We start from the raw sequence: 11990 nt of genomic DNA on the forward strand, positions 1-11990 counted from the left end.
TTCCCCTCGTGGGGGCCCTCCCCCCCGGGGGGGCGGGCGCGGGGGGGGGGGGGGGGGGGGGCCCGGGGGGGCCCCCCCCCCCACCCGGCCGAGATGATGCCCCGCCGCGACTTCGGCGGACCCCCCAGGGAGGACACCCGGGACCTCACCGGGGCCCCTGTCGTCGCCGTCCTCGGCTACCAGGGCGAACACCGCATGCACGAGATCCAGGCGGGCATGGTGCTGCAACGGGTGCTGCTGCGCGCCGCCGACCTCGGCCTCGCGACGGCGATGTACTCCCAGCCGATCGAGGTGCCGGCGGTCCGCGAACGGCTGCGGCTCGCCCTGCGGCGCCCGTACGCCCCGCAGCTCGTGCTGCGGTTCGGGTACGCGCCGACGACGTGCTACACGAACCGCCGCCCGGTCAGCGACGTCATCGACCGCTGACCGCCGACGCCCGCGGTGCTGTCGCCCTGGTCAGCCGTGCCTCGGGCCGGGCGGCTGCCACGCTTCACCCGACCGGGGTCGACCGCTCCGGCGGCGGGGAAGTGTCCGATCATCGCCCGACAGCGAGCGGGCAGGCCGACGACCGCGCCATCGCGGAGTGGTTGATTGGAGTCGGGTCGGCCCTACCGCAGATGGCATCCGCCGGAGTCATCGCCCCCCGCAGCACGGCAGCGTCGGGCCGGCCCGCACGGCGTGCCGGGTCGGCCGGCCCGCGGCCAGCGCCGCGGGCCGGCCACCCGCACGGCAGCGTCCTGAGGGCCCTCACCTGCGGGGCGTCCGGGATCGGGGGATGCCGGTGGCCTTGCGGCGGGAGGTCTCGACGCCGGCGGTGTGCACCCGGCGGGTCGAGGCCGCCGTCTCCTCCGCGGACAGTGCCGGCTCGGGCGAGCCGGTCGGTGCCGGGGCGGCGTCCGGCGCGGTGGGGCGGGACGCGAGCCGGTGGGCCGCCAGCACGGCCGCCAGCGGCGCCGTCACCAGCAGCGGCACGAGGAAACGCAGGTCGATGACCGACAGCGTGACGCCGAGCATCAGCAGGGACAGGCTCATGACCGCCAGCAGCACGCTGTCCGCGGCCTCCCGGTCGCGGAGCCTCCGGCCGCCGCCGCGCCTGCGCCGCACGGTCGCGGCGAGCGCGAACAGGGCGAGCAGCACCAGGGCCGACGGTGGCATCACGACGGTCTGTCCGTAGGCCCACAGCGCACTGTTCAGCGGCGTGACCGTGGGCGCGGCGCCGCCGGAGCCCGCCGGCTGGAAGCCGCGCGCCATGAGCGTCGCCGTGCAGTTGCTCACCTGGTTGCCGGACCGCCCGCCGGACGGCATGGTCCACAGGTCCGTGGTGCAGGCGATCCGGGCCGGTGCCGGCCAGCCCGGCTGCACGAGGTGCCAGGCGTCGGTGGCGACCGCGGCGGCGAAGTCCCCGGGCTGCTCGCGGATCGCCTTCAGCGCGAAGTGCCGGAAGAGCCAGTCGTGCTCCGGACCCGGGTAGCGCGCGCCGATGCGGTCACGGTCCAGCTCCCACAGGTACACGTCGCTGACCTCACGGTGGCCGAGCGGCTCCGGCGGGCAGATCTGCCGTTCCTGCGGGGTGAAGTCGGTGCGGGTGCAGTCGACGAACGTCGTGGTGCGCTGCCACAGGTACCGGCCGGTGTAGCTGTTCAGCGCGTAGGCGTCGTAGTGCCGGTCGTACCACACCATGTAGGCGACGACCGGGACGACCAGCGACACGGTGAACAGCGCGATGCGCTGCCAGCCGACCCGCCGCACGATCAGGTACAGCACCACCAGCGCGGCGATGGGCTGGCCGACGGTGCGGGTGAGCGTGACCAGCGCGAAGACCAGACCGCTGAGGCCCATGAGCCACAGCGGGGGCCGCCGCGACCACATCAGCAGCGCGACGCCGGCGAGGAGGAGGAACGAGAACAGCGTCTCGGACAGCACGTAGTGCTCGAGCTGGATCTGGCGCGCGTCCAGGAGCACCGGCGCCGCCGCGAGGGCGGACCAGCTGCGCCGGACCCCTCGCCTGGTGCACAGCGCGTAGATGCCGACCCCCATGACCAGGCCCATCAGGTGCTGGACGGCGGAGACCGAGGCGATGTGGCCGGTCGTGCCGAGCACCTTGAGCATGGCCGGGTATCCGAAGGGCCAGATCGGGCTCGGCGTGCCGGAGCTCGCCGCGTCCATGTACGCCCGCGTGTCGTAGAAGTAGCCGAACGCCGGGTAGTAGGCGGCCATCATGCCGGCCCGCAGCAGCGCGCCGGCCGCGACGAGCCCGGCGAGCGCCCGGTGCTCCCGGAGCCACGCGCCGGTCATCCGCCAGGCGCCGGTCATCGGAGGGACGTCTGCGAGTTGACCGGGCGCTGCGCCGGGATATCCGGCTCGGCGTCGGCCGCGGGCGGGCCGGTGCGGCGGCCGGCCGCACGCAACGACAGCAGGCTCGCGAACAGGCCCGAGAAGATCAGGATGATGCCCAGCGCGATGGCCGTCGCCGACGGCAGCACCAGGCGCAGGGTCTCCCGCGGGTCCAGCCGGCCGAAGCCGCCGGCGCCCCAGTCGGTGACCGCGACCAGCGTGCTGACCAGGCCGGCGAGCCCGACGAGCAGGCCACCGGCGACGCACCGTTCGAAGCTCAGCCACCGTACCCATCGGACGTGCTTGTCCTCGCGGGTGATGCCTTCCTGGATGCCGTACAGCCGGGCGAACCCGCCGAAGATCAGCAGCTGCGCCCCGACGAGCGTGGCGAGGGACGAGTAGACCAGCGCGCTGACGTCGAAGGAGACGCCGAACACGTGCCGCTCCCCGGGCAGCAGGAGGGCCGTGCCGGTCAGCCCGGCCAGCGCGAGGACCAGGCCGGGGAGGAGCAGCGTGCGCTTCGGCGCGAAGATGAGCAGGAAGCGCAGGTGCCGCCAGCCGTCCCGCCAGGTCCGCAGGTGCGGCGGACGGCTGCGGCCGTCGCGCCCCAGCGGGGTGGCGACCTCGCTGATCGAGTACTTCGCCAGCGCGGCGCGGATGACCAGCTCGCTGGCGAACTCCATGCCCGCCATGCAGAGCCCGAGCGCGCGGATCCGGTCGCGGTGGAAGCCGCGCAGGCCGCAGTGGAAGTCGCCGACGCCCGGCAGCGCGAAGAGCACCCGGCCGAGCCAGGACAGCACGGGATTGCCGAGGTACCGGTGCAGCGCGGGCATGGCGCCGCGGGTGATGCCACCCTTGAAGCGGTTGCCCATGACGACGTCCTTGCCGGCGCGCAGCTCGGTGATGAACGGGCCGAGGTTGCCGAGGTCGTACGAGTCGTCGGCGTCGCCCATGATCACGTAGCGGCCGCGGGCGGCCTCGATGCCCGCGAGGAGCGCGCCGCCGTAGCCGCGGACCGGGGCGTGGACGAGCGTCGCGCCGGCGGCCGTGGCGAGGGCCTGCGAACCGTCGGTCGAGCCGTTGTCGGAGACGACCACCTCGCCGATGACACCGAGCTCGGCCAGCCCCTTCAACGCCTTCCGGACACAGGTCTCGATGGTCTCCGCCTCGTTGAGGCAGGGCAGGACCACGCTCACTTCCACGGGGGCGGAGCTACCGGACATGAAAGGATTCCCCCGAGGTCGTCGAACGGGCAAAGTCGCGGAACGGGACGCCGACGGAGCGGGTCGGCGCGAAGTCGGGGGACGGGTCCTGGTTGAGCACGCTCACGACGCTGTCGCTGCGGAACGGCACGCGCAGGCCGACCACCTCGGCGGCCTTGAGCGGCAGCCAGACCGACCGCCACGGCACCGGCACCACGGCGACCCTGCGGCGTTGCCTGGCGGCGAGCTCCAGGAGGACCTGCCGCAGCGTCCAGCCGCGCTCGTGCGCGGCGATGACCGGCTCGCCGGGCGCGGCCAGCGCGGGCCGGACGACGAGACGGCGGATCAGGGCGGCGACGTCGTCCTCGTGCGCCGGGTAGAGCACCTGCCGGCCGTTGCCGATCAGCGGAACGACCGGCAGCCTGCGCACCATGGTGTTCAGGGCGCCGACCACGCCGCCGGGCTGGTCGCCGAAGACGAGGCCGGGCCGCACGACGAGGGCACCCAGCCGGTGCGCCGCGTCCTCCACGGCGAGCTTGGCCCGGCCGTAGTCGCTGCGGCAGCCGGGGAAGGCGCTGATGGTCGAGATGAACACGATCGTCTGCGCACCCTCGGCGCGGGCCTGCTCCATCAGCCGGATCGAGCCCCGCACGTTGCGTGCCACCAGGTCCGCGCGGGTGTGCAGGGAGAAGTCCCAGGCGCAGTGGACCAGCGCGGTCACGCTGTTGTCGCGGAAGATGCCGTCGTCCGCCCCGCCGGCGAGGGTGAACCGTTCGGCGGGCGCGCTGCGGCCCAAGCGGACGACCCGGCCGACGCCGGCCAGCCGCTTGCAGATGCGGGAGCCGAGGTAGCCCGAGGCGCCGGTGACCGCGACCCTCACCGGTGCGCCCCCGGATGGGCGCCGATGCGGTAGGCGTTCGCCATGACGGTCAGCGTGATCGTGCTCGCGGTGATGGTGGGGAACACGCTGGAGTCGACGAGGTGCACGCGCTCGAACCCGGCCGGACGCCCCAGCGGGTCGGTCTCGAGCTCGCCCGGCTGCCGCCGCATCGGCAGCGTGCCGCCGCAGTGGAAGCCGCGCCCCGGCTCGCCGAGCTTCATCGCCGCGCCCAGCGGCACCGCCCGGATCAGGGAACGGTGCCGGCGCAGCTTCGCGACGAGCCTCCTGAGCACGCCGCGGGTCCGCGGGCTGCGCCGCCCCTGGAGGTCGAGCACCCCGTCGCGGCGCAGGGTGAGGCCGATCTCGCCGGACAGGTCCGAGTGCAGGTACCCCTGGATCAGCAGCATCCGGCGCAGGAACGCCGCCGAGATCGGCCGGAACGCCGGCCGCGCCGCGCGCAGGGCCGAGGCGATCGCCTGCCGGTAGAGCTCGTTGTAGGTGTAGACCTGCATGTGGACGCTGTTGGCGGACAGTTCTGGGTCGAACACCTCCAGGAACGCCTGAGCGAGCGTGTGCAGCGGTTCGTCGAAGACGCCCCGGACGCCCGCGTAGCGCAGCATCGGCAGCAGGAAGTACTGGCTGTCGCGGACGACGACCTCGCGGTCGTAGGCGCCGATCGACGCCAGCACGAGTTTGGTGGTGCACAGCACGCCGGCGCCGACGTAGAGCCGGGAGGCGACGTGCCGGACCGCCTCGCCGGTACGCCGGTCGCGGCCCTCGATGTGCACCTCGCCGCCGCGCTCGGTGAACCCGGTGACGACCACGCCCGGCACGTAGGTGACCTTCCGCTGCGCGACGAGCTCCTGCAGCGTGCGCGCCGGGTTGTAGATCAGCCCGTACGGGCAGCCGAACATGCACAGGCCGCACCGCTCGCACGGCTGCCCGCCGGCGTTGCGGCTGGCGACCGCGAGACGGGCCCGGCCGAACAGGAAACCGTTGCTGCGCAGGGCTTCACGGTTGGACCGCAGGTCATGCAGCAACGCCTCGGCCTGCCGGCTCACCGGCAGCGACTCCAGCCGCGGCGCGTAGGTGGGGAACCGCTCCGCCAGGTCGTCGTCGGCGCCCGACAGCCCGACGAACGACAGCACCTGCTCGAAGCACGGGCCCAGCTCGCCGGGCCCGGTCGGCCAGGACTCCAGCTCCGCCGGCAGGTAGGGCAGCACCGCCGCCCCCCAGACGTTGCCGAACCCGCCCTTGCCGAACGACGGCACCACGCCGACACCGGTCGCGCGGGAGGGCAGGTGCCGGTCGGCGTCCCGGTACGGGAAGTCGGAGCCGAAGCTGACCTTCAGCGGGACGCCGCCGGGTCCGGCGCCCATGTTGGCCTTGACCGCCGACACGTCGCCGGGGCTCCACTGCGCCGGCCGCTCGGCGGCCATCCGTGCGACGGTCGACGCGCGGGCGGGTTCGAGCGTCAGACCCGCGTCCAGCACCGTGACGTGCAGACCTTGCCGGGTCAGGGCGACCGCCGCCGCGGTGCCGGCCGGACCGGACCCGATGACGTAGATCATGCCTGGATGCCGCCGGGGGTCCGGCACGGCACGGCGTCACGGGCCGGGCGCGCCGCCGGGACGGTCCACAGTGGACCTCGGTCGGCTTGATGGTGGTGGTGCTGCGCACGCGGGCTCATGGCTCACCTCTGCCGGAAGTCCACCACCGCCGAAGCATGGCGGACGCCGGCATCGGCCGTTTCTCACCCGGGCCTCACCCGAAATTCACACATGAACCGCGGGACCGGACCGGCGGCCGTATGGTCCCGGCGATTCGGGTCGTAGGTCCCTGGGCCCGCGAGCTGTGCGCTCCGATCCTGGAGACCAGCAGCTCACCCGCGGTCGACGGCCGCCGTACGCCGGAGCCGCCACCCGAACCTACGGAAGTGACGATGATGAGTGGACACGCTGCACCCGCGGTGGCCGGGGCGCGCCGGGGGATGATGCTGGCGATCGCCACGGCCGGCTTCGCGGTCAACTTCTGGGCCTGGGCGCTGCTGAGCCCGCTCGCGCCGAAGCTGAAGGACGCCCTGCACCTGAGCCCGCTGCAGCAGGCGCTCCTGGTCGCGGTGCCCGTCGTGGTCGGCTCGCTCGGCCGGATCCCGGTCGGCGCGCTGACCGACCGGTTCGGCGGGCGGGTCATGTTCCCGCTGGTGTCGCTCGCGACGATCGTCCCGGTGCTGTACCTGGGGCTCGCCGGGCAGCAGTCGCTCACCGGCCTGCTCGTCGGCGGCTTCTTCCTCGGCATCGGTGGGACCGCTTTCGCCGTCGGCGTCCCGTTCGTCACCGCCTGGTTCCCGCCCGCGAAGCGCGGCCTCGCCGTCGGCGTCTTCGGCATGGGCATGGGCGGCACCGCGATCAGCGCGCTCACCACCGTCAAGCTCGTCGGCGCCTACGGCAGCGCGATGCCGTTCGTGCTCACTGCGATCGTCCTCGCCGCCTACGCGCTGCTGGCCGGGCTGCTGCTGCGCGACGCGCCGGGCCGGACCGTGCCCGCCGCGCCGCTCGGCCGCCGCCTCGCCGCCACGCTCAAGCTCCGCGTCACCTGGCACGCCTCCGCCCTCTACGCGGTCGCGTTCGGCGGCTACGTCGCGTTCTCCGTCTACCTGCCCGCGTACCTGAAGACCGCGTACGGCCTCGCGCAGGCCGACGCCGCCAACCGCATGGCCGGGTTCGTGCTGCTCGCCGTGGTGATGCGACCGATCGGCGGCTGGCTGTCCGACCGGATCGAACCGGCCCGGGTCCTGACCGGCACCCTGCTGGTCGTCGGGGTCGCGGCGCTCGTGCAGACGTTCACGCCGGCCCTCGCGCCGCTGGGCACCGTCGCCTTCCTGTCCCTGGCCGCCGCCCTCGGCGCCGGCAGCGGAGCGACGTTCGCGCTCGTCGCGCAGCTCGCCCCGGCGAACAAGGTCGGCTCCGTGACCGGTGTGGTGGGCGCCGCGGGCGGCCTCGGCGGGTTCGTGCCGCCGCTGCTGATGGGAAGCATCTACGGCCGGTACGGCTCGTACACAATCGGCCTCGCGCTGCTCGCGGTCGTCGCGGCGGGCGCGGTGCTGCTGACCGCCACCGTCGTGCGCAGGTCGGCGCGTGCGGTCCCCGGCCGTGCCTGACCCGCTCATGGCCTCGCCGCCCGGTGTGCGCCGGGCGGCGGGGCCGCCGCGTGCGGGGCTCCACCCGGCGCGGGCCATGGCGGCGGACAATCGTTACTGGAAGCGACCTTTCGGCGAGGAACGGGCGACATGTCCAGATACGGTGGATGACATGACCGCGGCAATCACCCGCCCGCACCACCCGCGGCATCACGCCGGCGGGACCCCGTGGGCGGCCGCCCGCGCGCTGGCGCACCGCGTGGCGGAGCCGCTGGGCCTCGTCGAGGTGCCGCTGACGGGCGCGGCCGGCCGCACCCTGGCCCGGCCGCTCGCCGCGGCCGTGGACCTGCCGGGCTTCGACAACGCGGCCATGGACGGCTACGCGGTCCGTGGCGACGGTCCGTGGCGGGTCGTCGGCGGTGTCCTGGCCGGCGGACCGGGCGCGGCGCCGCTCGCGCCCGGCGAGGCGGTCGAGATCGCCACCGGCGCGCCGGTCCCGGCGGGTGCCGACCGGGTCGTGCCCTACGAGGTGGTCGCCCGCCACGGCGCGGTCGTGTCCGCGTCCGGCGACGGTGCCGGCAAGCGCCACATCCGGCGGGCGGGGGAGTACGTCACCGCCGGGCGGCCCGTCCTGCCCGTGGGGTCGGTGCTGACCGCCGCCGCGCTGGGGCTCGCCGCGAGCGTCGGCGTGGACGTCGTCACCGTCCGGCGCGCACCGACCGTCCGCCTGCTGCTCACCGGCGACGAGATCGTCACGGCCGGCACCCCGGCCCACGGCCAGGTGCGCGACGCGATCGGGCCCACCCTGACGGCGCTGCTGCGGGCCTGGTCCGCCGACCTGGTCGACGTGCGATGGACACCGGACCACCCGGCGGCCGTCACGGCCGCCGCCGTCGAACGGTCGCTGAGCGACGTCGACGTCACCGTGGTCGGCGGCGCGTCGTCGGTCGGCCCGGCCGACGCCCTCCACGACGTGCTCACCACCGCCGGCGCGACGATCCACGTCGACGGCGTCGACTGCCGGCCCGGCCACCCGCAGGTGCTCGCCTCGCGCGCCGGGCACTGGCTCGTCGGGCTCCCCGGCAACCCGTACGCGGCCATGGTCGCCGCGTTCACGCTGCTGCAGCCGCTGCTCGCCGGCCTCGCGGGCCGGACGCTGCCGGCCCTGCCCCGGGTGTGCCTGGACGGCGCTCCACGGGTGCACGCCACCGCGACCAGCATCGTGCCGGTCCGCTGGGACGGCGCCGCGCCGAGCGTGGTCGACGGTGCCCGCCCCGGCCACCTCGGCGCCGCGGCCCTCGCCGACGCGCTCGCCGTCGTGCCACCCGCGTGGCGTCCCGGCGAAACGGTCGAGCTGCTGCTCCTGCCGCAGTGACCCGCCCTGGCGCCGGCCGAGCGCCAGGGCCGACCATCACGCCCGGTCGAGCCGCCGGGCGCGGATGGGGTGGCCCGCGCTCGTCACGCACCGGCCGGTCGGCAGGTCGAACTTCCAGCCGTGCATCTGGCACGTCAGCACGCTGCCGTCGAGCTTGCCGAAGCGTTCCAGGTTGGCCTTCAGGTGCGGGCAGTGACCCTGCACCGCCCAGTCGCCGATGACGATCTCCTCGCCGTCGCTGGTCCGGCCGGCGTACCACGCCTCGGCGTAGCGCAGCCGCTCCTCGCTGAGGCACTTGAAGAAGGTGTAGACGTACTCGTTGTACTGGCCGACCCGGGCGGCGGAGAAGCGGCAGGACAGGAACAGGCTGTTGACCCAGTCGATCTCACCGGTCGCCAGCAGGTGCTCGATCAGGCCGCGGCGGGTGCGGAAGCGGTACCGGGCCCGCTCGTCACCGGCGGCGCGCACCTCGCGGGCCGTGAAGTCGAAGACGACGCTCTGCACCACGACGTCGGCGTCGTCGGTCAGGTCGAAGCGGACCGGCCCGCCGATGCCGGCGGCGATGTGCTCGCTCGCGGCCATCAGCGGCTGCACCCGGCGGACCAGCTCCGCGAGCACGTCGACCTCCGGGTGCGGCCACGCCGCCCTGGCGGCCTCGATCACCGGGCGCTGCCGCCGCTGGTAGTCGCGCAGGTAGCCCGCCTTGCCGGCGAAGAACGCGCGGACGTCCCCGACCGGGTGCCCGACCTCGCACGCGTCCGGGGTGATCGTGGCCGTGCTGCCGGGCAGCAGGACCACGCCGTTGGTGCGGCCGAGACGCTCGTAGTGGTCGATGAAGTCCTGCTGGTCGGGGAAGATGTTGCCCTCGTCGCCGAACAGGTCGTTGACGCCCCACAGCTCGTCGTCGAGGAAGCAGGGCGGCCCGGCGATCGGGAAGACCCAGCCGGCGTCGAGCTCCTCGATGTACCGCATCGTCCGGTCGAACTGGCGCTCCCGCTTCTGCTTGCCGAAGGCGCGCTTCGCGGCGGCGGGCAGCTCGTAGACCATCGGGTACCAGATGGCGCCGGAGAACTGCAGCAGGTGCGCGTGCACGCGACCGAGCCGCGCGAACTCGGTCAGGTCGCGGGGGCGGGCGTCGTTCTGGTTGAGCAGCCGCACGCCGTCGTGCTCGACCCAGATCGACGAGTCGCCGATCGGGCCGTCCGTCGGCGACACGAGCGCCTGGATCATGACGTTGAGCCCGCCGTCCAGGGCCACCGGCTCGCCGCTGCGGGTCCGCAGGAACGACCGGAACCCGAGCGCCCGCAGCTCGTCCTCCAGGTCGCTGGTCGGGTACTCGGGCAGCAGTACCGTGGCCGACTTCGACACGTGCCGGCGCAGGTGCTCCGCGTCGAAGTGGTCCCGGTGCAGGTGCGACACGTAGAGGTAGTCGCAGCGGCCGAGCCGGTCCCAGTCGAGACCGGAGTTGTCGGGGAACGGGAACCAGGAGGCGAGGAACGCCGGGTTCACCCACGGGTCGCACAGGATGGTGCCGGCCGGTGTCTCGATCAGCATGCCGGCGTGGCCGGTCCCCGTAACCCGCATGGGCGCACGTTCCTCTCCGCCGCCGCGGACGTGGCGGCACGGTGCCGAGCCTGCCGCCTGCCGGCCGGGCCGGGCAGGGCTGAAGGGCCCGACCGGCACCATGCCGAAAGTCCCGGACCCGGGTGGCACGAGGACCGATGGCACCGGGACTTCCGCCGCCGTGCTCCGGCGCCGCGGCGCGCGAGACTTGAGGTGCCGGGGAACAGCGGAACCGCCCCATCCCGCTCGCTCCGCGGCACCGTCCACCGGGGGCAGGTGTGACATGAAACAGACGCTGCGGCTCGGACGCGTCGCGGGAATCCCGATCGGCGTCCACTGGTCGGTGCTGGTCATCATGGTGCTGCTGGCGCGGAGCCTCGCCACCGCCGTCCTGCCGGCCGATGCGCCGGGCACCCCCAGGCCGGTCGCCTGGCTGTTCGGCGCCGCCGGTGCCCTGCTGATGTTGCTGTCGCTGCTCGCCCACGAGCTCGCGCACGCCCTGGTGGGCCGGCACTTCGGCATCCGGGTCGAGCGGCTGACGCTCTGGCTGCTCGGCGGCATGGCCGAGTTCCGCGACGAGCCGCCCAGCGCGCGGGCCGACCTCCTGGTGGCCGGTGCCGGCCCGCTGACGAGCGTCGCGGCGGCGGTGGGGTTCGGGTCCGTCGCGGTGCTGCTGTCGGCCGCCGGCGGGCCGGTCGCCGTCGTCGTCGTGCTGCTCTGGCTGACGACGATCAACCTGGTGCTCGCCGTCTTCAACCTGCTGCCCGGTGCCCCGCTCGACGGCGGCCGGGTGCTGCGGGCCGCGCTGTGGTGGTGGCACGGCGACCGTGCGCGGGCCGCGCTGACCGCCGTCCGGGTCGGTCACGCGCTGGGCGTGACGCTGATCCTCGCCGGGCTGGTCGAAGTGGTGATCTTCGGCCTGGTCGACGGTCTCTGGACGGCGCTGGTGGGCTGGTTCCTGATCATGGCGGCCGGCGCGGAGGGCGAGTCGGTCCGGTCAAGGAGTGGCGCCCAGCGGCAGCAGCCGAAAACCGGTGCGTTCCGGTAGCGGCGCACCGGTGCACCCGTCTGGGCCAGTGCTTGCCGTCAGTGCTTGCCGTCAGTGCTTGCCGAGCAGGCGCGAGGCCAGCACCGCCGCCTGGGTGCGCCGCTCCAGCCCGAGCTTCGCCAGCAGGCTGGAGACGTAGTTCTTCACCGTCTTCTCCGCCAGGAACATCCGCTCCGCGATCTCGCGGTTGGTCAGGCCTTCCGCCACGTGCAGCAGGATCTTGCGCTCCTGGTCGGTGAGGTTCTTGAGCTCGTCGGGCTGCTCCGGGCCCTTGCGGATGCGCTCCAGCACCCGGGCGGTGACGGCCGGGTCCAGCAGCGACTGGCCTGCGGCGACCCGGCGGATGCCGTCGATGAGGTCGGTGCCGTGGATCTGCTTGAGGACGTACCCGGACGCGCCGGCCATGATCGCGGCGAAGAGCGCCTCGTCGTCGTCGTACGAGGTGAGGA

10 protein-coding genes are annotated in these 11990 nt (G+C 74.2%); 4 read left to right on the top strand and 6 right to left on the bottom strand.

The features are described 5' to 3' along the window. Positions 1 to 93 precede the first annotated feature (93 nt). Entirely contained in the window at positions 94 to 426 is a 333-nt protein-coding gene (locus ABZ321_RS57800; protein WP_354905552.1) for a nitroreductase family protein, read from the top strand. Between the two features lie 321 nt (positions 427 to 747). Here the strand turns inward: ABZ321_RS57800 and ABZ321_RS57805 are convergent, their stop codons facing one another. The 4 genes from ABZ321_RS57805 to ABZ321_RS57820 are packed head-to-tail and all read right to left on the bottom strand — an operon-like array spanning position 748 to position 5987. After that, positions 748 to 2313, bottom strand: a complete 1566-nt coding sequence (locus ABZ321_RS57805) for a hypothetical protein (protein WP_354905555.1) — start codon at positions 2311 to 2313, stop codon at positions 748 to 750. After that, positions 2310 to 3536, bottom strand: a complete 1227-nt coding sequence (locus ABZ321_RS57810) for a glycosyltransferase family 2 protein (protein ID WP_354905558.1) — start codon at positions 3534 to 3536, stop codon at positions 2310 to 2312. Before ABZ321_RS57810 ends, ABZ321_RS57805 begins: the two co-directional genes overlap by 4 nt. A 10-nt stretch (positions 3537 to 3546) precedes the next feature. Beyond that, entirely contained in the window at positions 3547 to 4416 is an 870-nt protein-coding gene (locus tag ABZ321_RS57815) for an NAD(P)-dependent oxidoreductase (protein WP_344505869.1), read from the bottom strand. Further along, positions 4413 to 5987 (bottom strand): GMC oxidoreductase, encoded by a 1575-nt coding sequence (locus tag ABZ321_RS57820; RefSeq protein WP_344505868.1) that lies wholly within the window; start codon positions 5985 to 5987, stop codon positions 4413 to 4415. Before ABZ321_RS57820 ends, ABZ321_RS57815 begins: the two co-directional genes overlap by 4 nt. Before the next feature lie 374 nt (positions 5988 to 6361). Here ABZ321_RS57820 and ABZ321_RS57825 point away from each other — a divergent pair, with 374 nt between their 5' ends. Then, positions 6362 to 7576 carry an MFS transporter gene (locus ABZ321_RS57825; protein WP_354905562.1) on the top strand — a complete coding sequence of 405 codons (1215 nt, stop codon included), beginning with the start codon at positions 6362 to 6364 and terminating at the stop codon, positions 7574 to 7576. 151 nt (positions 7577 to 7727) lie between these two features. Beyond that, positions 7728 to 8930: a molybdopterin molybdotransferase MoeA gene (locus tag ABZ321_RS57830; protein ID WP_354905564.1), complete on the top strand. Its 1203-nt coding sequence runs from the start codon at positions 7728 to 7730 to the stop codon at positions 8928 to 8930. A gap of 36 nt (positions 8931 to 8966) precedes the next feature. Here ABZ321_RS57830 and ABZ321_RS57835 read toward each other — a convergent pair whose 3' ends face one another. Continuing rightward, positions 8967 to 10514, bottom strand: a complete 1548-nt coding sequence (locus ABZ321_RS57835) for a Rieske 2Fe-2S domain-containing protein (protein WP_354905567.1) — start codon at positions 10512 to 10514, stop codon at positions 8967 to 8969. Between the two features lie 262 nt (positions 10515 to 10776). Here ABZ321_RS57835 and ABZ321_RS57840 point away from each other — a divergent pair, with 262 nt between their 5' ends. Then, positions 10777 to 11541, top strand: coding sequence for a site-2 protease family protein (locus ABZ321_RS57840; RefSeq protein ID WP_354905570.1), 765 nt, complete (start codon positions 10777 to 10779; stop codon positions 11539 to 11541). 51 nt (positions 11542 to 11592) lie between these two features. Here ABZ321_RS57840 and ABZ321_RS57845 read toward each other — a convergent pair. Beyond that, positions 11593 to 11990 (bottom strand): response regulator transcription factor (locus ABZ321_RS57845; RefSeq protein WP_354905572.1); only part of this gene is annotated, 398 nt, incomplete at its 5' end.

The sequence above is a fragment of the Dactylosporangium sp. NPDC006015 genome (genome assembly GCF_040614215.1).
In the GTDB taxonomy this organism is placed as follows: domain Bacteria; phylum Actinomycetota; class Actinomycetes; order Mycobacteriales; family Micromonosporaceae; genus Dactylosporangium; species Dactylosporangium maewongense.